16 protein-coding genes and 1 pseudogene are annotated in these 19,067 nt (G+C 60.5%); 4 read left to right on the top strand and 13 right to left on the bottom strand.

Translation table 11 applies throughout. The features are described 5' to 3' along the window. Window positions 1-315: 315 nt before the first annotated feature. From mdtD to AO065_RS14800, 9 genes are all read right to left on the bottom strand, one after another. On the bottom strand, window positions 316-1,728 hold the full coding sequence (gene mdtD, locus AO065_RS14840) for a multidrug transporter subunit MdtD (RefSeq protein WP_004888084.1): 1,413 nt from the start codon (window positions 1,726-1,728) through the stop codon (window positions 316-318). Window positions 1,729-1,738: 10 nt separating this feature from the next. Beyond that, a complete protein-coding gene (locus AO065_RS14835; RefSeq protein ID WP_004888082.1) occupies window positions 1,739-3,064 on the bottom strand; it encodes a TldD/PmbA family protein in 1,326 nt (441 codons plus the stop codon). Further along, window positions 3,064-4,506, bottom strand: a complete 1,443-nt coding sequence (locus tag AO065_RS14830) for a TldD/PmbA family protein (protein ID WP_004888081.1) — start codon at window positions 4,504-4,506, stop codon at window positions 3,064-3,066. The genes AO065_RS14835 and AO065_RS14830 overlap by 1 nt, the downstream gene beginning before the upstream one ends. A gap of 316 nt (window positions 4,507-4,822) precedes the next feature. Continuing rightward, window positions 4,823-6,523, bottom strand: coding sequence for a choline dehydrogenase (gene betA, locus AO065_RS14825; protein ID WP_004888079.1), 1,701 nt, complete (start codon window positions 6,521-6,523; stop codon window positions 4,823-4,825). Window positions 6,524-6,687: 164 nt separating this feature from the next. Beyond that, complete coding sequence (betB, locus tag AO065_RS14820; protein ID WP_004888077.1) at window positions 6,688-8,160, bottom strand: betaine-aldehyde dehydrogenase; 1,473 nt, start codon at window positions 8,158-8,160, stop codon at window positions 6,688-6,690. 105 nt (window positions 8,161-8,265) lie between these two features. Continuing rightward, window positions 8,266-8,859, bottom strand: coding sequence for a transcriptional regulator BetI (gene betI / locus AO065_RS14815; protein ID WP_004888075.1), 594 nt, complete (start codon window positions 8,857-8,859; stop codon window positions 8,266-8,268). Between the two features lie 343 nt (window positions 8,860-9,202). Beyond that, the gene (gene choV / locus AO065_RS14810) at window positions 9,203-10,381 is read right to left on the bottom strand and encodes a choline ABC transporter ATP-binding protein (protein ID WP_004888073.1); all 1,179 of its coding nucleotides are present in this window, start codon (window positions 10,379-10,381) and stop codon (window positions 9,203-9,205) included. Next, the gene (choW, locus tag AO065_RS14805) at window positions 10,378-11,226 is read right to left on the bottom strand and encodes a choline ABC transporter permease subunit (RefSeq protein ID WP_170968957.1); all 849 of its coding nucleotides are present in this window, start codon (window positions 11,224-11,226) and stop codon (window positions 10,378-10,380) included. The genes choV and choW overlap by 4 nt, the downstream gene beginning before the upstream one ends. A 64-nt stretch (window positions 11,227-11,290) precedes the next feature. Further along, entirely contained in the window at window positions 11,291-12,238 is a 948-nt protein-coding gene (locus AO065_RS14800; protein ID WP_004888068.1) for a choline ABC transporter substrate-binding protein, read from the bottom strand. 899 nt (window positions 12,239-13,137) lie between these two features. Between AO065_RS14800 and gbdR the strand changes: the two genes are divergently transcribed. After that, window positions 13,138-14,241, top strand: a complete 1,104-nt coding sequence (gene gbdR, locus AO065_RS14795) for a choline metabolism transcriptional regulator GbdR (RefSeq protein WP_004888066.1) — start codon at window positions 13,138-13,140, stop codon at window positions 14,239-14,241. A 116-nt stretch (window positions 14,242-14,357) separates the two neighbouring features. Here the strand turns inward: gbdR and AO065_RS27855 are convergent, their stop codons facing one another. Beyond that, a complete protein-coding gene (locus AO065_RS27855; protein ID WP_406656093.1) occupies window positions 14,358-15,221 on the bottom strand; it encodes a methyl-accepting chemotaxis protein in 864 nt (287 codons plus the stop codon). Then, window positions 15,213-15,968 (bottom strand): annotated as a pseudogene (locus AO065_RS27850) (MCP four helix bundle domain-containing protein); the annotation flags it as partial. The gene AO065_RS27855 and the pseudogene AO065_RS27850, both read right to left, overlap by 9 nt. Window positions 15,969-16,402: 434 nt before the next feature. Between AO065_RS27850 and AO065_RS14785 the strand changes: the two are divergent. Both AO065_RS14785 and AO065_RS14780 read left to right on the top strand, forming a co-directional pair. Further along, window positions 16,403-16,636, top strand: coding sequence for a hypothetical protein (locus AO065_RS14785; RefSeq protein ID WP_004888063.1), 234 nt, complete (start codon window positions 16,403-16,405; stop codon window positions 16,634-16,636). Then, window positions 16,633-16,935, top strand: a complete 303-nt coding sequence (locus AO065_RS14780) for a cell division protein ZapA (RefSeq protein WP_004888061.1) — start codon at window positions 16,633-16,635, stop codon at window positions 16,933-16,935. The genes AO065_RS14785 and AO065_RS14780 overlap by 4 nt, the downstream gene beginning before the upstream one ends. A gap of 175 nt (window positions 16,936-17,110) precedes the next feature. Here AO065_RS14780 and AO065_RS14775 read toward each other — a convergent pair whose 3' ends face one another. Together AO065_RS14775 and AO065_RS14770 are read right to left on the bottom strand one after the other, a co-directional pair. Then, entirely contained in the window at window positions 17,111-17,371 is a 261-nt protein-coding gene (locus tag AO065_RS14775; protein ID WP_004888058.1) for a hypothetical protein, read from the bottom strand. Window positions 17,372-17,477: 106 nt separating this feature from the next. Beyond that, a complete protein-coding gene (locus AO065_RS14770) occupies window positions 17,478-17,708 on the bottom strand; it encodes a DUF6124 family protein (RefSeq protein ID WP_004888057.1) in 231 nt (76 codons plus the stop codon). Window positions 17,709-18,090: 382 nt separating this feature from the next. Between AO065_RS14770 and AO065_RS14765 the strand changes: the two genes are divergently transcribed. Beyond that, complete coding sequence (locus AO065_RS14765; RefSeq protein ID WP_004888053.1) at window positions 18,091-18,927, top strand: 23S rRNA (adenine(2030)-N(6))-methyltransferase RlmJ; 837 nt, start codon at window positions 18,091-18,093, stop codon at window positions 18,925-18,927. Window positions 18,928-19,067: the final 140 nt, after the last annotated feature.

Below are 19,067 nucleotides of genomic sequence, written 5' to 3'. Positions count from 1 at the left end.
ACAAGCATGGGCATGATCGGCGTGCTTGAGATCACGCTGATCGTTCCTACGCTCCGCGTGGGAATGCCTCCAAGGACGCTCCGCGTCCGCTCTTGAATGTGGCGCAGATGCGTGGACACGCTCCAGCGTTATCCACGTCATGCGCTCGGCTCACTGAATCCGCAACNTTGTGACGCGGAGCGTCACGGGAGGCATGCCCACGCGGAGCGATGGGCACGATCAGTGTTGAGGCGGATTTTGATCGTTCCCACGCTCCAGCGTGGTAACGCCTCTCAGGACGCTCCGCGTCCGATTCCGGACGCGGCACGGATCCACTCATGTCACCTTCTTGCGCCCCTCGTTCGCAGGCAGTTGCAGGAAGATCCCCGCCGCAAACATCGCCAGTATGCCGACGCTCAGGAAGGTCATGTGGAAAGCCCCCAGCACGTCGCTGACTTCGCCTGTCGCCACCTCGTCACTGAAACCGCCCAGCAGGGCAGCAGCGCTGGCCACCCCCAGGCTCAGCGACAGTTGCGCCACCACCGAGAGCAGGCTGTTGCCGCTGGCGGCGCTGGCGTCATCCAGATCAATCAGGGTCACGGTGTTCATGGCGGTGAATTGCAGCGAGTTCACCGCACCCAGAAGCCCCAGATGCACCAGCAACACCCAGTAAGGCGTGTCCACCTCGACCAGTGCGAAACTCGCCAGCAGTACGCCCAGCAGCAGCGTGTTGCTGGTCAGAAGGGTGCGATAGCCCAGGTGCTCGATCAGCCAGCGCGCCACGGTCTTGGCGAACATCCCCGCAGCGGCCAGCGGTAGCATGCTCATGCCTGCCTCGGACGGCGAGTAGCCTAGTGCGACCTGAAGCAGCAACGGCACCAGAAACGGCAGTGCACCGCTGCCGAGTCGGGCGAACAGATTGCCCATGATGCCGACCGCAAAGGTGCGCGTGCGAAACAGTGAGGGCGCAAACAGCGGCGCGTCGATGTGTCCTGCTCGCAGCCAGTACGCCGCCAGACAGCCCATGCCGGCGAACAGCAACAGCACCACGCGCATGTGCGGCAGGTGCAGTTCGCCCAGACCTTCCAGTGCAATGGTGATCAGCACCATGGCCGCGCCGAACAGCACGAACCCGACCCCGTCGAAGCGGGTACGACCGCCGCCGGGAATGTCCGGAATGAAGTGCTTGACCGCATAGCAGCCAATGATCCCGACCGGAATGTTCAGCAGGAAAATCCAGTGCCAGCTCAGGTATTCGACCATCCAGCCGCCCATCGTCGGACCGAGCAACGGACCGATAAGCCCCGGCACTGTGATGAACCCCATGATCCTTACCAGCTCCGAGCGTGGGTAAACCCGCAGCACGATCAGCCGCCCGATGGGCACCATCAACGCGCCGCCCAGCCCCTGGATCACCCGCGCACCCACCAGCATGCTCAGCGAGTTGGACAGTGCACACAGCAGCGAGCCGAAGCTGAACAGCAGGATGGCGCTGAAGAAGATCCGCTTGATCCCGAACCGGTCGGCAATCCAGCCCGAGGCCGGGATCAGCAGCGCAATGGTCAGCATGTAGGCGATGACCACCGACTGCATGCGCAGTGGATCTTCGGCCAGTGAGTTGGCCATGGACGGCAGGGCAGTGTTGAGAATCGTGCCGTCCAGGCTTTGCATGAAGAACGCGATGGCGATGACCCAGGGCATCCAGCGCAGGGTCTTGTCGTCCATGACGTGCGTGGCAGAGTTGGCCATAAGCTCCTTTTTACAACGTGAGGGTCAGTCGGCTGATCAAAGCACCCGGCAATTGAATGGATCCTGTCTGGCGCTGACTGTAGGTGCTCGATTGCAGAATGAGTTCCCTTTCATGCGTCAGATCTTCCAGTGCGCTGCCCAGCAGGCTGTAAGCACTGTCGTCGAAACGCATGGTGCTGACCGGCGCGACGATTTTGCCATCCTCGACCCAGAAGGTCGCAAAACGCGTCATGCCGGTCAGACGGCCTGCAGCCTGATCGGAAAAGTTCAGGTACCAGAGGTTGCTGATGTACAGCCCTGTGCCCAGCTTTTGCAGCACCTGATCCAGTTCCAGCGAACCGCCGGCAATGGCCAGCGCGCTGGGCCATTCGCCGTAGTCGGCACCGTTGGCCTGCAGGTAGTATTCGGCGGCGCTGCTGGAATCCACCAGTTGCTCGCCCGCCTTGCCGCCCGCGACGAGGGTCAGATCCTTGCGCGGATAGCCCTCACGGGAGAACGCAGGCGACAGCGAACCACTGACCTTCTCCTCGATGCTGACCAAGGGACTGAACTGCGCGTCGCCGTTGTACAGGCGCTGCAACGGGCTGCGTTTGCTGGCAATTGCCTGTGCGGAAAACCCGCCCCAGCTCAGCATGCCGATGACTTCGTCCAGCGCCGCCGGAGCGAGATAGGCGCGGTACTGCCCAGGGTCAAGCGTATGCAGCGGGCGACTCAGATAATCCAGCTGCTCGCGGGCCTGCTCGAAGCGGCGCGTGAACGCCTCGTTGTCCCAGTCGTGTCCGGCATAGTTGGCTTTGACGGCCTGACCGTTTTCGTGAAACAGGCTCCAGTCGAAGTTGAAGCTGTTGGCCTGATGCCAGCCCAGTGCACCCCATGAACTCGCGAAACCCCGGTACAGCGGGCCAGATGCGTAGAAACCGACCAGATCCAGCCCTTGAGCCAGCTCGCTGATCGTTTCCACGACCTGCCCGCTGTCAGGCAGCGGGTTTTCCTGCACATTGTTGCTCTGCCACGGCTGCATGTTGGGCAACAGATACGGGTCCTTCGACAGCAGTGGCAGCGTTTCGCGCAGTTGCTGCAGAGCATCGGTCAAACGTTGCGCATCGGTGTCGGTATCGCCGGACAACGTGACTTCCAGATTGGCGTGGCGGCCGTCATCGATCAGTTTCAAACTCAAAATGGCTTGCTGCACCTGTCCTGCCTGGCGCACCTGGCCGTGGTTGAAGCGGATGAAATCCGACGCCTCGGCGTCATAGGCCAGGGTGAACTGTTCGGTCGGGCGGATGGCCGCCTTGAGCAAGGCGACCAGTGCTTCGAATTGCTGTTGCTGAGCCATCAGGCATCTCCTCCAAACACATCCACTTGGCTGAAGACACACGCGGGCGTCGCGTGGCCGACCCGGATCACCTGGTTAGGCTCACCCTTGCCGCAGTTCGGCGTGCCCAGCACTTTGAAGGTGCTGGCATCGCCCACGGCGCTGAGGCTTTTCCAGAAGCGTGCCGAGATCGCCCGATAGTTGGGGTTCTTCACCACGCCTTTGAGTTCGCCGTTCTCGATCAATTGGCCCCATTCGCAGCCGAACTGGAATTTGTTGCGCGCGTCGTCGATGGACCACGAACGGTTGCTCGACATCAGAATGCCGTGCTCGATGTTGCCGACCAGTTTGTCCATCGATTGATCACCCGGCTCGATGTTCAGGTTGGCCATGCGATCGATGGGCGGACGGTTCCAGTTGCTGGCGCGGCTATTGGCTACGCCGTCCAGGCCGCTGCGGTATTGCGACAGTGCGCCACCCAGCGGACGTTGCAGCAGGCCGTCGCGGATCAGGAATTGCTTGCTGGCCGCCGTGCCTTCATCGTCATGGCCGTAACTGGCGAGCTGCTCGGGGATGTCCGGGTCGAACGTCACGTTGAGCAGGTTGGAGCCGTACTGCAGGGTGCCGAAGTCCGACATTTTGACGAAGCTGGTGCCTGCGTAATTGCGCTCATCGCCCAGGATCCGGTCCAGCTCAAGTGGGTGGCCGATGGATTCGTGAATCTGCAGCACCATCTGGTCCGGCATCAACAGCAGGTCGCGCGGGCCTGACGGTGTGTTGGGCGCCAGAATCAACTGCAACGCCTGATCGGCGACTGTCGCTGCCGCGCCGATCAAACCGCAGTTGCTCAGCACTTCAACGCCGCCCTGCTGGCCGAAATTCTGACCGCCCAGGCTGCGGGTCTGGCTGTCGCTTCCGTCATAAGCCGTAACGCTCATCCCCGGAAAGACAAAGCGCTGCGCCTGACGCAGCTCGGCACCTGCGGTGTTGAGATAGATCTGCTCGACGGTCTCCAGCCCCAGCTCGGCCTGCCAGTTGACCAGCCGTTCGTCTTTCGGGACGGCCGTGGACTCGCTCATCAGCAGGCCGATGCAGTCGCTCAGCGGCGGGAACGCCTGGTTGAAGTTTGGCGAGAAGTAGTCGGCCTTTGCGCTGGACACGGGTTGTTCACTCAGGTCCAGCAGCGCATGCGGCGCCAGACGGCGGGCCATGGCCTCGGCTTGATGCAGGGCAGCCTGCAGGCCGTTCTGAGATATGTCATGGGTCGCAGCGTAGGTTTCAACGCCATTGAGGCGAACCGTCAGCATCGCGCCTTCATCGGTGAACAGCGAAGGCGGCTCGGCCACGTTCTTGCGCACAGACAGACGCTGGCCGTTTCGACGGACATAACGCACGGAAAAGAATTGTGCATCGCTCTTTAGGGCAGCAAACCGCTGCTTGAGCTGAGCGGAGAAATCGAACATGCAGACAAGCTCCTTCTTGAGGGCGGTCGGTGAAGTCCGGACGGTCTTGTGGACCGATTGCCTTGAAGACGGAGATTAACCCGAGGACGGGCCGTGCTGCACCCGTTGGGTTGAGATAGACGCTTGCGTGATTCTGGCAGGGAGCCCTGCGTCTGCTCCCGAATGGGGCGCGGAGCGTCCCGGGCTACGTGCCCACGCGGAGCATTGGCACAATCATGAACGGTCAGATGATCGTTCCTACGCTCTGCGTGGTAACGCCTCTCAGGACGCTCTGCGTCCGCTCTTGAGTACGACGCGGAGCATGATCATCAGCGGTTCAGGCCTGATGGCTGATCTCACGCAGCGGCTTGCCACGCGCTGGCTTGTCGCCGGCCACGAAGTAGTCGGCAGTGCTGCGCGGCAGGGGCTGGCGGCCGCGGATCTTGTCGGCGATTTTCTCGGCGATCATGATCGTGGGCGCGTTCAGGTTGCCGGTGGTGATGATCGGCATGATCGACGCATCCACCACACGCAGGCTCTGCATGCCATGCACACGGCCCTGGCCATCGACCACGGCCATCTCGTCGGTGCCCATCTTGCAAGAGCACGACGGGTGATAGGCCGTCTCGGCGTGTTCGCGCACGAACTGGTCCAGCGCCTCGTCCGACTGCACATCAATACCCGGGCTGATTTCGCGGCCACGGTACGGGTCCAGTGCAGGCTGCTGCATGATTTCGCGGGTCAGGCGGATGCCGTCGCGAAATTCCTGCCAGTCCTGATCGGACGCCATGTAATTGAACAGGATGCTCGGGTACTCGCGCGGGTCCTTGGACTTGACGTGCACACGGCCACGGCTCGGCGAACGCATCGAACCGACGTGTGCCTGGAAACCATGCTCCTGCACGCCCTTGGTGCCGTTGTAGTTAATCGCTACCGGCAGGAAGTGGTACTGAATGTTCGGCCACTCGAACGCTTCGCTCGAACGGATGAAACCACCGGCTTCGAACTGGTTGCTGGCGCCGATGCCGGTGCCGAGGAACATCCACTCCGCACCAATTGCAGGCTGGTTCCACCACATCAGGGAAGGGTAGAGCGACACAGGCTGGGTGCAGGCGTACTGCAGGTACATCTCCAGGTGATCCTGAAGGTTCTGGCCGACGCCCGGCAGGTCGTGAACCACTGGAATGTCCAGCGTGTTCAGCAGGTCGGCAGGGCCGACGCCTGAGCGTTGCAGGATCTGCGGCGAGGCAATCGCACCGGCACACAGCAGGACTTCCTTGCGAGCGCGAGCTTCGTGGCGTGTGTCGCTTTCGCCGACCAGATACGCGACGCCGACGGCACGCTTACCTTCGAACAGGATGCGGTCGGTCAGCGCGTGAGTGACGATGTTCAGCGTCGAGCGCTTTTTCGCTTCGTCCAGATAGCCGCGCGCGGTGCTGGCGCGACGGCCTTTGGGCGTCACGGTGCGGTCCATCGGACCAAAGCCTTCCTGCTGATAACCATTCAGGTCATCGGTACGCGGATAACCGGCCTGTACACCGGCCTCGACCATGGCATGAAACAACGGGTTGTTGCCTGCCTTGGGCGTGGTGACGCTGACCGGACCTTCGCCGCCGTGATAATCGTTGGCGCCGATGTCGCGAGTCTCTGCCTTGCGGAAATACGGCAGGCAATCGAGGTAGCTCCAGTCTTCCAGACCCGGTTCTTTCGCCCAGCCGTCATAGTCCATTGCGTTGCCACGGATGTAACACATGCCGTTGATCAACGACGAGCCGCCAAGGCCCTTGCCGCGACCGCATTCCATACGGCGGTTGTTCATGTGCGGCTCTGGCTCGGTCTCGTAGGCCCAGTTGTAGCGGCGGCCTTGCAGCGGGAACGCCAGTGCGGCAGGCATCTGAGTACGGAAGTCCAGACGATAGTCCGGGCCGCCGGCTTCCAGCAGCAGAACGGTGACGCCTTCGTCTTCGGTCAGACGGGCTGCCAGAGTGTTACCGGCCGAACCGGCACCAATGATGATGTAATCGAATTCCTGGGACATAAATGCGCCCTCTTCAAGGTAGGTGGGGCAAATGCAAATCAGCGCGGGTCAAGCAGCTTGTGGCTCGACCCCTGGCACCCCATGCCAGTGCGCTACTTGAGGCGTGCCATTCACGAGCACGCTCGCGAAGGCCTCGCCTCAGACGAAATTCAACTCAACGAACCTCAGAAAACCGACGCGTAGTCGCCCAGCTCGATCTGTACCGACTTGATCCGGGTGTACTGGGCCAGCGAGCTGATACCGTTTTCACGGCCCACACCCGACTGCTTGTAACCGCCGACCGGCATTTGCGCCGCCGACTCGCCCCAGGCGTTGATCCAGCAGATACCGGCTTCCAGCAGATGGATCACACGGTGTGCGCGGTTCAGGTCACGGGTCACGATGCCGGCTGCCAGACCGAACTCGGTGTCGTTGGCGCGGCGGACCACTTCGTCTTCAGTGTCGTAGCCGAGGATGCTCATCACCGGGCCGAAGATCTCTTCGCGCACGATGGTCATCTCGTCGGTGCAGTCGGTGAACACGGTCGGCGCGACATAGGCGCCTTTGGCGAACTCACCGCCAGTCAGCCGCTCGCCGCCACACAGCAGACGTGCGCCCTGTTCCTTGCCCTTGGCGATGTAGCCCAGCACGCTTTCCATGTGCTCGAAGCTGACCAGCGGACCGAAGTTGATGTTTTCGTCTTCCGGGTTACCGGCACGAATGCGCTTTACACGCTCAAGGATCTTCGCTTCGAACTCGGATTTCAGTGCGTTCGGCACGAACACGCGGGTGCCGTTGGTGCAGACCTGACCCGAGCTGTAGAAGTTGGCCATCATGGCGATGTCGGCAGCACGATCCAGATCGGCGTCGTCGAACACGATCAGCGGCGACTTGCCGCCCAGCTCCATGGTCACTTCCTTGAGCGACGAACTCGAGGCGCTGGCCATGACTTTCTTGCCGGTGTCGGTGCCGCCGGTAAAGGAGACTTTCTCGATGCGCGGGTGCTCGGTGATCCAGGTGCCGACTTCACGGCCGCTGCCGGTCAGCACGTTGAACACGCCATCCGGCACGCCCGCTTCGGTGTAGATTTCAGCCAGCTTCAAGGTGGTCAGCGAGGTGACTTCACTTGGCTTGAAGATCATCGCGTTGCCTGCCGCCAGCGCCGGTGCGGATTTCCACAGGGCGATCTGGATCGGGTAGTTCCACGCGCCGATCCCGGCCACCACACCCAGCGGCTCGCGGCGGGTGTAGACAAAGGAGGAGTCGCGCAGCGGGATCTGTTCGCCTTCGATGGCGGGCACCAGGCCTGCGTAGTACTCCAGCACGTCAGCGCCGGTGACGATGTCGACGTAACGGGTTTCCGAGATGGCCTTGCCGGTGTCCAGGGTTTCCAGAGCGGCCAGTTCATCGTTGCGCTCACGCAGGATGTCCACGGCACGACGCAGGATGCGCGAACGCTCGACTGCGGTCATGGCGGCCCAGATTTTCTGGCCCTTTTCGGCGGCGACCACGGCGCGCTCGACATCTTCCTTGCTGGCGCGCTGGATCTTGGCCAGTACTTCGCCGTTCGCAGGGTTGATGGAGTCGAAGGTCTCGGTGTTGCTGGCATCGACATAACCGCCGTCGATGTAGAGTTTTTGCAATTCAAAACGGGCCATAAAGTCCTCGCAAATTCAGTGGGGGAGGCGATGACTGATTCTGTGTGCCGGAAACATTGGGCAACACGGCGTTTCAGTCGTTCGGTGATGGCGCTTCGAAAGCGCTCAGTTCGCCGATTTCGCCAATTGAAAATCCATGTATTCGTAAGCGATCCGTTGCGCTTGCTCGGTGTCGAATGCATCGCCTGACAGCGCGCCTCTCAGCCACAGCCCATCAATCAGGGCTGCGAGCCCGCGGGCCGCGTTGCGTGCCTGTTCCAGCGGCAACGCGCGGCGGAACTGACAGCACAGGTTCGAATACAGACGATGGTCGTTGATGCGCTGCAAACGGTGCAGCGACGGGTGATGCATGCTGGTTGCCCAGAAGGCGAGCCAGGTTTTCATGGCCGGGCCGTTGACCTGGCTGGCGTCGAAGTTGCCTTCGATGATCACTTGCAGATGCGCACGCGGGCTGTCGTCGGTCAGGGCCTGACGGCGGTCTCTGACGGTCTGGATCAGTGCATTCATCAGATGGCGCATGGTGGCTGCGATCAAGCCGTTCTTGTCCTGAAAGTAGTGACTGATGATGCCGTTCGAAACGCCTGCAAGACGGGCGATCAACGCAATACTGGCGTCGCCCATGCCGACCTGATCGACCGCGGTAAGCGTGGCCTGGATCAACTGTTGGCGGCGGATGGGTTGCATACCGACCTTTGGCATAAACGCGATTCTCCCGAGTGGCTGAAGTGATCGTTATACCGAAATGGCTGGCACAGTCTAAAGATTTTTAATTGAACGATCAATCAATAAAAAACAACGGACGTGTCAGAGTCCTGTTTTGAGGTGACGCAGAGCGTCACAAATGGCACAGACTGCGGATACAGTGAGTCGAGCGCATGACGTGGAAACGCTGGAGCCTGGGCGCGNTCTGCGCCACATTCGAGAGCGGACGCGGAGCGTCCTGGGAGGCATTCCCACGCAGAGCGTGGGAACGATCAACATCATGGTCCTGCACCCAAGTCTTACTGCAACCACAGTCCGTTGGTTGCAGTCAGAAGGTGGTTCAGCCGTGGTTCTTGCCCAGTAGCGCGTGGTACAGCTCGGTATCGCCAAGGATGCCGACGACCTGGTTGCCGTCCTGCAGCACCAGTTTGTTGCCGGTCTGGTAGCGGATCTGCAAGGCGTCGCGCATGCCGATGTTGGAGTGCACGAGCGTCGGGCGGCGGTCGAGGGTGTTGACGTCCTGGCCCGGTGTCCAGTTCTGCAGGTCCAGCGTGCCGGTGCCCTGGCGTGCGCCTTTGATGACATTGCCGTCGGCCAGGTCCAGCCAGGAATCACCACCCGGATCCAGGCACACTGAGCCGTTGACTCGGGTGCACTGGTCAACCGTGCGCATCAGGCTGCGGCCGCACAGCACATTCAGCGGATTGGTGTGGGCAACAAAGGTCCGCACGTATTCATCCGCCGGGTTGAGCACGATCTGCTCCGGCACGCTGTATTGAACGATGCGGCCGTCTTTCATGATTGCGATGCGGCTGCCCAGTTTCAGCGCCTCATCCAGGTCATGGCTGACGAACACAATGGTCTTGCTCAGCTTGCTTTGCAGCGCGAGCAGTTCATCCTGCAGGCCCTGACGGATCAACGGGTCCAGCGCCGAGAACGGTTCGTCCATCAGCAGGATGTCCGCGTCCATGGCCAGCGCACGGGCCAAGCCTACGCGTTGCTGCATGCCACCGGAAAGCTCGTCCGGCTTCTTGTTGCGCCATTGCGTCAGGCCGACCAGTTCCAGCTTTTCGTCCACCAGCTTGCGCCGTTCCTTTTCAGGACGACCCTGCATTTCCAAACCGAAACTGATGTTTTCGCGCACCGTCAGCCAAGGCATCAGGGCGAACTTCTGGAAGACCATGGCGATACGCTTGGTGCGCATCATCTTCAGCTCTGCCGCCGAGCAACTGGCAATGTTGATCTGCGAGCCTTCATGCTCGACGAACAGCGAGCCGCGGCTCACGGTATTCAGACCGTTGATGCAGCGCAGCAGGCTGGATTTGCCGGAGCCGGACAGGCCCATCAGTACGCAGATTTCGCCTTTCTCGATTTCCAGAGTGGCGTTTTCCACCCCTACGATCTGCCCGGTTTTCTTGAGAATCTGGTCACGCGTCAGGCCTTCGTCCAGCAGCTTCAGGGCCTCACGCGGATCCCTGGAGAAGATGACGTCTACCTTGTCGAATTTGATGATGCTCATGCGTCGGACCCTACCTTGCCTTCGGGTTGTTTGCAGATGCGGTCGAGCATGATGGCCAGCAGTACGATCGCCAGACCGGCTTCGAAGCCCAGGGCGATATCAGCGGTATTCAATGCGTTGACCACAGGTTTGCCCAGACCATCGGCACCCACCAGCGCCGCAATCACCACCATCGACAGCGACAGCATGATGCACTGGGTGATACCGGCCGCGATGCTTGGCATGGCGTAGGGCAGTTCGATTCGTGTCAGCAACTGGCGGCGCGAGGAGCCGAATGCCTTGCCCGCGTCGAGCAGTTCCTGTGGAACGTCGCGGATGCCCAGGTACGTCAGGCGGATCGGCGCGGCGATGGCGAACACCACCGTCGAAATCAGACCGGGCACCACGCCCAGACCGAACAGCGTCAGCGTCGGAATCAGATAAACGAAAGTGGGCACCGTCTGCATCAGGTCGAGCAGCGGGCGGATGACGGTGTAGAACATCGGCTTGTGCGCGGCAATGATGCCCAGCGGCACGCCGATCACGACACAGACCATCGTGGCGAACAGCACTTGCGCCAGGGTTTCCATGGTTTCCTGCCAGTAATGCAGGTTCAGGATCAGCAGGAACGAGAGGATGACGAACACCGTCAGGCCCCATTTACGCTGGATAAAGTGTGCGAGTGCGGCGATCAGGCCAATCAGTACGAACGGGTTGAACCAGGTGAGGGCGAAGGTCAGCCCGTGGATCATCATTTCCAGTGTCGAGGCAATCGCATCGAAGTAGTCGGCGCCGTTACGCGTCAGCCAGTCGACGAACGCCGCGATGTACTCGCCCAGAGGGATTTTATGATCAGTCAGCATGATAGTGATTGTCCGCTTGCGGGGAAAAATGAAAGCAACAGGCGGGCCCCGCCCGCCTGCCGCCGGCTTACTGGGTCAGCTTGGCCTTGGCAGCCTCCAACCCTGGTTTGCCGTCAACAGTGGTCACACCGGCGAGCCAGGTGTCGAGCACTTGAGGGTTCTTCTTGATCCACGCCTTAGCGGCCGCATCCGGCTTCATCTTGTCTTCCAGAACGTTGCCCATCAGCGTGCTTTCCATGTCCAGTGTGAACGACAGGTTCTTGAGCAACTGGCCTACGTTGCTGCATTCCTGGGTGTAGCCCTTGCGCGTGTTGGTGTAGATGGTCGCTTGACCGAAGTTGGGGCCGAAGAACTCATCGCCACCGGTCAGGTACTTCATCTTGAAGCGCTTGTTCATCGGGTGCGGTTCCCAGCCCAGGAAGACCACGTCGGTGTCGCGGCGGGTCGCACGATCCACCTGCGACAGCATGCCGGCCTCGCTGGACTCGACCACCTTGAAACCTGCGTCTTTCAGGCCGAAGGCGTTCTTGTCGATCATGCTCTGGATCAGGCGGTTGCCGTCATTGCCAGGCTCGATGCCGTAGATCTTGCCGCCCAGTTCCTTCTTGAATTTGGCGATGTCGGAAAAGTCTTTCAGGCCCTTGTTGTAGAGCGCTTCAGGTACAGCGAGGGTGTACTTGGCGTTTTCCAGGTTGGCTCGAACGGTTTCGACGGTGCCGGCTTCGCGATAAGCCTTGATGTCGTTTTCCATGGTCGGCATCCAGTTGCCCAGAAACACGTCCATATTCTTGCCGTCCGCCAGAGACTTGTAGGTCACGGGAACGGAGATCATGGTGGTCTTGGTCTTGTAGCCGAGGGATTCGAGTACGGCGCTGGTCACTGCGGTAGTGACGGTGATGTCGGTCCAGCCGACATCGGAGAAGTTCACGGTATGACATGCCTCTGGTTCGGCGGCCTGGACCAGCATCGGGGTACAGAGCGTGGCGGCCAACAGCAACGATTTGGAAGCTTTCATGGGGTGGACTCCTGTGAGTTTCTTCTGGTCATCAGCAGGTGAGCGCTGACGCGACTTATGTGTTGGCAATGCATTTCGCGAAGCTCCATCACTGCGCCTGGCGATCGAGTCGAGGCCGATCATGTAACAGGCAAAATCAAACGCATACTGGGGGCGTCGTATCCAGTACAGGCGGGGTCGCATCCAGTGTGCGCAAGGTCGCTTACAGATTTATTCCAACGTGCAAGCGCACTTCTGCAGGGGTGGAGCAGCCAGAAAACGGCCAAAAACGTCTGCTGGCTGTGCTGCTCGAGGCCTATGGCGCTGATGGGTATGGGCATGTCGGTGCCGGGCGTCGAGCGCTTGCGTGAAGGCCCATGCTGCGGGCGGTGCGGCTCCAGCGTAGCAGAGCAGGGCACAGGCACTCGGGCCTGAAAACCGGTCATGAACCCGTTCATGACGAGCAGCGCCTTCGCGAACGCGGTCTTTTTGAGGGGGTTGTTCCGGGTTAGTTCCGGGATGGCAGGGTCATGGCCCGACCTTGCAGCTGCAAACGGCTGCTCGATTTTCGAACATCAGCCCCGAAAGCCGCCACGTTTTAGCGCGAAATCGGGGCTGGCTGTTTGCCTGCGCCCCTGTGCTTTGAGTAGCACTCCCCGAGTAGTCACGCGGTTGCCGTTTCCTCCGAGTGCTACCGAATTGCTCACACGGCAACGTCTTGCGCAGGCCTCCACGTCGCAAACAGACAGGCACGTCGCTACCGGATAGACGCATCGCGACGTCGTTTTCAGGGGTTATTGAATGGCTGATCAAATTCAGGCACGGGATTTGCGATGTCATTGCAAAGCCCTCGATGGATGAAGGCTATAACAAGAGCCTCGCCTGAGGCCGACCCCCGCCACGTGAGAGGAGATAGTGTGATGACATCGTTCAATCAAGGGGCTCAACCCCAGAACCGCGCCCCACAATCCATCGGCTTTTTGCTGCTGGACAACTTCACACTGATCTCCCTCGCGTCAGCGGTAGAACCTCTGCGAATGGCCAACCAGTTGTCCGGCCGTGAGCTGTATCGCTGGACCACCCTGAGTGTGGACGGCGGTCAGGTCTGGGCCAGTGACGGTCTGCAGATCACCCCGGATGCAGCGATGCATCAGGCACCGGTCATGGACACCGTGATCGTCTGCGGCGGTGTCGGTATTCAGCGCACTGTCACCCGCGAGCATGTGAGCTGGCTGCAAAGTCAGGCGCGTCAGTCCCGTCGTCTGGGTGCGGTGTGCACCGGCAGTTGGGCGTTGGCCTGCGCAGGTCTGCTGGACGGTTTTGATTGCAGCGTGCACTGGGAGTGTCTGGCGTCCATGCAGGAAGCCTTTCCGCGAGTGGCGATGAGCACACGTCTGTTCACCCTCGACCGTAACCGTTTCACCAGTTCCGGTGGCACCGCACCGCTGGACATGATGCTGCACCTGATCAGTCGCGATCATGGTCGTGAGCTGTCGGCAGCGATTTCCGAGATGTTCGTCTACGAGCGTATTCGCAACGAGCAGGATCACCAGCGCGTGCCGCTCAAGCACATGCTGGGCACCAATCAGCCCAAGCTTCAGGAAATCGTGGCGCTGATGGAGGCCAACCTCGAAGAGCCGATCGACCTCGACGAACTGGCCGTCTACGTCGCCGTGTCACGCAGACAGCTGGAGCGGCTGTTCCAAAAATACCTGCACTGCTCGCCGTCGCGCTACTACCTGAAACTGCGTTTGATTCGTGCCCGGCAACTGCTCAAGCAGACGCCGATGTCGATCATCGAAGTGGCCTCGGTCTGCGGCTTCGTCTCCACGCCGCACTTTTCCAAGTGCTACCGCGAATACTTCGGTATTCCGCCGCGTGACGAGCGCGTAGGTTCCAACACCGCACAGCAGGTCGCCATGATGCCGATCCCGCAGGCCTTGGTATTGGCTCCGCTTTCAGGGCCGATGTCGGCACTCAGTCAGGCACGTAATGAATCGACGTTTGCGAGTGTCAGGCTGTAGAGACGTCATCGCGTTCGGGATCGGACGCGGAGCGTCCTGAGCGGCATTCCCACGCGGAGCGTGAGGAACGATCAGTTACGTTGATCGTTCCATGCAGAGCGCGGGCAGAGCGCTGATCAGAGAGCGAATCGCCCCACCATGCTGTTCAAATCAACCGCCAGGCGCGACAGCTCGGTGCTGGCGGCGCTGGTCTGGTTGGCGCCGGTGGTGGACTGTGCGGACAGGTCACGGATGTTGACCAGGTTACGGTCCACTTCACGCGCCACCTGCGCCTGTTCTTCGGCTGCGCTGGCGATCACAAGATTGCGCTCGTTGATTTCTTCCACCGCAATGTTGATGGTGTCCAGCGCCATGCCTGCGCCCTTGGCGATGCTCAGGGTCGATTCGGCCCGCTCGGTGCTGTTGCGCATCGACGTCACAGCCTGTTCCGTACCGCCCTGAATGCTGCCGATCATGCGTTCGATCTCGCTGGTCGACTGCTGAGTGCGATGGGCGAGGGCGCGGACTTCGTCAGCCACAACCGCAAACCCGCGACCGGCTTCACCGGCACGGGCCGCCTCGATGGCCGCGTTGAGTGCCAGCAGGTTGGTCTGGTCCGCGAGGCCCCGAATCACGTCCAGCACCTTGCCGATGTCACGGGATTCATTCGCCAGATTGCCGATCAGTTCGGCAGTTTCCTTTACGTCACCGCTCATGCGTTCGATGGCGCCGACGGTTTCCAGCACCAGGTCACGACCGTCACCCGCCGAAGCGGTGGCGTTGCGTGAGGCTTCGGAAGTGCTGGTGGCGTTGCGCGCGACTTCTTCCACTGCGCTGGTCATTTCATTGACCGCAGTAGCGGCCTGCTCGATCTCGTTATTCTGCTGCACCAGACCGCGTGCGCTTTCATCGGTCACGGCATTCAGTTCTTCAGCGGCGGACGCCAGTTGCGTGGCTGAACCTGAGATGCGCTGCAGCGTGTCGCGCAGCTTGTCCTGCATGGTTTTCATGGCCTGCAACAAGCGACCGGCTTCGTCAGTACCGTCAACCTTGATCGGCTGAGTCAGGTTGCCCTGGGCAATGGTTTCGGCAGCGTGCAGTGCAACGGCAATAGGGGTCGTAATGCTTTTGATCAGCATCCAGGCAAACACCAGGGTCAGCAGGGTGGCGGCGACCAGCAGGGCGATGACCATGTCGAACGCCGACTCGTATTCCTCGGCTGCCTGCTTCTTCACCTGCATCAACTGCGCGGTGTTGATCTCGACCAGCTTGATCAGAACGGCATTCATCTGATCGGAGTTGCTGAGCATGTCTTTATTGAGCAGGTCCTGCAGCTCGTCGACCTTGTTGGCGAGCGTCAGCGTCTTCATGCGTGACTCAAGCTCACGGTACTGTCCGAGCAACTGCACATACTGGTTGTAGAGGTTGCGCTCGTTCGGGTCGCTGATCAGCCTCTCGTAAATGGCCTGGGCGTCGTTGATCTGTTTGTTGCGCATGGCCAGCAACTCGATGGTCTTCTGCTGGATCTCCGGCTCGCGGTTGACCAGCAGACGGTACGACAGAACGCGCAGGCGGATGCTGACTTCTGCAAAACGATCAAGGCTCTTGATGCTGGGCACGTTGTTGTCGGCGAGCACTTCGGTCGCGCTGCGGATCTTGCTCATCTGAGAGAGCGCGAAGACACCGAGGATCAGCATCAATGCGCCGATCATGGCAAAACCGAGAAAGGCGCGCGGCGCGATATTCATATTGCGAAGGGACATAGATGGCTTCCAGAGTCAGGGTGCGCAATCCATGCGGCAGAAACAATAAGTAACGTGAATGCGTGCCTATCGGTCGAACGACTGGAGACTTGAGCGTTATGGGATGACCCATAGACGTTCGATTGATGACGTTTTTTTCATCCACATGCGATTACCCTCGCAAAGCCTTGAAAGTACTGGCGATAGGGCGTTTCGGCATATGGCACCTTGCCCATGGGCTGTGCGTTTATGTCGCAGGCCGGGACGGTCTGACGAACAGCCGGAACAAGATCCCAGAATCGCAGTCACAAGGCCCCCATGCGTTCCGTTACAGACGTGTCCATGGCGTAAGACGCCAGTGCCGCAGGGCCTGAGCGCTGGCATGCGCAGTGACTTTTCTTTATCGTGTGCGCCCGTTGAAATTTGCTCGAGTAATCAGAATGTTGGAAGCCTCCCTAAGCCAGTTGGAACACCTTGTCGGTGATCTGGTGCAACAGAACCAGAACCTGCAGAACACGAATGCCCAGCTCACTGCCGAGCTGGCCAAAGTCAGGGATGAAAACGACAGCTTGCAATTGAGCCTGATGGAGCAGGAAGAAAAGCAGGGCAGCACCGCCGCCCGCATTCAGGCACTGGTTGACCGGGCGACCAGCGCAAGCGCTGTCGAAGCATGAACTTCGACCGAAACGGGGTGACGGTCCTGTCCATCCTGGGTAACCAGTATTCGGTGAAGGCGCCGGAAGGCGAGGACGTCAAACTCCTGCAGGCCGCCGCGATGCTCAACGCCTCGCTGGCCGACACCAAACGCAAATACCCGACCCTGATCGGCGACCGCCTGCTGGTGCTGGCCGCCCTGAACCTGTGCTCCCAGCAGATCGACCTGAAGGACAAGCACAAGGGCGAGCTGGCGCGGTATGAAGATCAGGTCAGTGCGACGGTTGATGTGATTGCCAAGACCCTGTCGCAGGGTTGAGGGCTGGCTTGCCGCAGACACTGGACCGTGGGAGGCGGCTTGCCGGCGATTGCGTCAGTTCAGTCGCTTGCCTGGCGCCTGAAAAACCGCTTCGCCGGCAAGCCGCCTCCCACACGAATCATGTTCGTCAGTCGGGTACGTGTTGTCTGAAGAGGGACTGCGCGTCACACCCGGCTCAGCCCTGACTCTGTCTGTAAGCCGCCAGCGCAGGCAGCAGTTGCTGGTCGATGGCCTGGCGCACGGCGGGCAGGATGGTTGCGCTGCCGGTCAGGAGTTGTTCGACCAGACGCCGAAGTGCGGTGGCGCGTTCGGCGTTGAGGCCGCGCACCACGTGGGCGCAGGCCTGTTCGGCTGTGGCGCCGCCGGGCATGTCGAAGCCCAGCGCCCTGAATTGGCCAATCAGGTCTTCTTGATCAATCAGGTCCGCGTGCATCATGACGTGTCTTTCCTTGTTCGAATGTGCCTCGATTCTGGTAGCAGCCTTGCGCTCGGGCAACCCTCGTTGATCAACAATGGCTGGATTGGCTATGAACGTGTCGTTTTCAGTCGGTGGCCATGCTGTCCAGCGTCAAGTCGACCATGGTTTTGGCCATTTCCGTGAGGTGCATGATCGACAGGGTCAGGTCGCGTTGCGCGCCGCTCATGCTGTCGCTGAATTCGTAGGCGCTGGTGACGGCGCAGCGCAGCAGGTCGCTGGCGTGCATCAGTGCGTCTTCATGGCTCAGGTCGGGGTTGGCTTTGAAGGCGGGTGGGGCGGGTACTATTTTCAGCATTTCGGATGATTCCTAATCGAATATCGGTAGGTCGTCACCGTCGGCTACTAATCGAAGGTGGCGGCCATGCGTAGGTAGTAGCCCGGTGATTAGGAACCGGTGCATCCGAAGATGCCCTGACGCATGGCCACCATAAAATGCAGGCCATAAAAAAGCGCCTTTTACAGGTGGCGCATTGCGCCTAATCACACTGAGGGCTACTACTCCTCATCGCTGAATTTGCAGCGACCGGCGCAGAGTAGTGACCGGGATCGACAGGCACAAGGGCCGGGGAGTTTCTCGGAAATGTCCTGCAAAGGAAAGGGATCGGTCCCGCAAATTCGTTACAAATTCTTGTTCACCGCTCAGTTTTGCTAAACTGCGCAGCCTTCCAGGAGCTGCCATGAATTACCGTCACGCCTACCACGCCGGCAACCACGCCGACGTGTTCAAACACATCGCACTGACTCGCTTGATCGCCCTCATGGCGCGCAAGGAGCAGCCGTTCGCCTACCTCGATACCCACGCAGGGCTCGGGCTGTACGACCTCAAGGGTGATCAGGCCACCCGTACCGGCGAATGGCTGGAAGGCATCGGCCGTCTGTGGGAAGCGGCGGACGTGCCTGCGCTGGCTGCCGATTACCTGCAAGTGCTGCGCGACATGAACCCGGATGGCGAGCTGCGCTATTACCCCGGTTCGCCCGAGCTGGCCCGCCGCCTGACCCGCGAGCGCGAGCGTGTGCTGCTCAACGAGAAGCACCCCGAGGATGGACGTCTGCTCAAGGAAAACATGAAGGGCGACCGCCGCGTTGCTGTTCACCTGGGCGAAGGCTGGCATGTACCGCGTGCCTTGCTGCCGGTTGCCGAAAAGCGTGCCGTGATGCTCATCGATCCGCCGTTCGAACAGCTCGATGAAATGAAGCGCTGCGCTGTGGCGCTGAAGGAAACCATCGGACGCATGCGTCAGACCGTGGCCGCTATCTGGTACCCGATCAAGGATCCGCGCTTGCTGAGGCGCTTCTATCAGGACCTCGCCGAGACCGGCGCACCCAAGTTGCTGCGTGTTGAATTGTATGTCCACCCGCTGGACACCCCGGCCAGCCTCAACGGCTCAGGCCTGGCCATCGCCAATCCGCCGTGGGGCCTTGAAGAAGAGCTGCGCGAGCTGATGCCGTACCTGGCCGACAAACTGGGCCAGACCCAAGGCGGCTGGAAGATGGATTGGTTGATTGCGGAGTGAATGACTGATCGTTCCCACTCCAGCGTGGTAACGCCTCTCAAAACGCTCCGCGTCCGCTCTCGAATGTGACGCAGAGCGTCACGGGATGCATGCCCATGCGGAGCGCTCGTCGTTATACACAGGTCATCTGGCTATCGGAT

The organism is Pseudomonas viridiflava (assembly GCF_001642795.1).
GTDB classification, from domain to species: domain Bacteria; phylum Pseudomonadota; class Gammaproteobacteria; order Pseudomonadales; family Pseudomonadaceae; genus Aquipseudomonas; species Aquipseudomonas viridiflava.
Note: the sequence above shows the minus strand (reverse complement) of the source record. Positions and strands in the feature narration are given on the sequence as shown.

What these genes read in the sequence shown, in the direction of transcription:
- AO065_RS14785 (WP_004888063.1), top strand. Translation starts at nt 16,403, where the DNA reads ATGTTGGAAGCCTCCCTAAGCCAGTTGGAACACCTTGTCGGTGATCTG.
- AO065_RS14830 (WP_004888081.1), bottom strand. Translation starts at nt 4,506, where the DNA reads ATGTTCGATTTCTCCGCTCAGCTCAAGCAGCGGTTTGCTGCCCTAAAG.
- choV (WP_004888073.1), bottom strand. Translation starts at nt 10,381, where the DNA reads ATGAGCATCATCAAATTCGACAAGGTAGACGTCATCTTCTCCAGGGAT.
- AO065_RS14800 (WP_004888068.1), bottom strand. Translation starts at nt 12,238, where the DNA reads ATGAAAGCTTCCAAATCGTTGCTGTTGGCCGCCACGCTCTGTACCCCG.
- AO065_RS14770 (WP_004888057.1), bottom strand. Translation starts at nt 17,708, where the DNA reads ATGCTGAAAATAGTACCCGCCCCACCCGCCTTCAAAGCCAACCCCGAC.
- AO065_RS14775 (WP_004888058.1), bottom strand. Translation starts at nt 17,371, where the DNA reads ATGATGCACGCGGACCTGATTGATCAAGAAGACCTGATTGGCCAATTC.
- AO065_RS14765 (WP_004888053.1), top strand. Translation starts at nt 18,091, where the DNA reads ATGAATTACCGTCACGCCTACCACGCCGGCAACCACGCCGACGTGTTC.
- AO065_RS14780 (WP_004888061.1), top strand. Translation starts at nt 16,633, where the DNA reads ATGAACTTCGACCGAAACGGGGTGACGGTCCTGTCCATCCTGGGTAAC.
- mdtD (WP_004888084.1), bottom strand. Translation starts at nt 1,728, where the DNA reads ATGGCCAACTCTGCCACGCACGTCATGGACGACAAGACCCTGCGCTGG.
- betB (WP_004888077.1), bottom strand. Translation starts at nt 8,160, where the DNA reads ATGGCCCGTTTTGAATTGCAAAAACTCTACATCGACGGCGGTTATGTC.
- betA (WP_004888079.1), bottom strand. Translation starts at nt 6,523, where the DNA reads ATGTCCCAGGAATTCGATTACATCATCATTGGTGCCGGTTCGGCCGGT.
- AO065_RS14835 (WP_004888082.1), bottom strand. Translation starts at nt 3,064, where the DNA reads ATGGCTCAGCAACAGCAATTCGAAGCACTGGTCGCCTTGCTCAAGGCG.
- AO065_RS27855 (WP_406656093.1), bottom strand. Translation starts at nt 15,221, where the DNA reads ATGCAGGACAAGCTGCGCGACACGCTGCAGCGCATCTCAGGTTCAGCC.
- betI (WP_004888075.1), bottom strand. Translation starts at nt 8,859, where the DNA reads ATGCCAAAGGTCGGTATGCAACCCATCCGCCGCCAACAGTTGATCCAG.
- gbdR (WP_004888066.1), top strand. Translation starts at nt 13,138, where the DNA reads ATGACATCGTTCAATCAAGGGGCTCAACCCCAGAACCGCGCCCCACAA.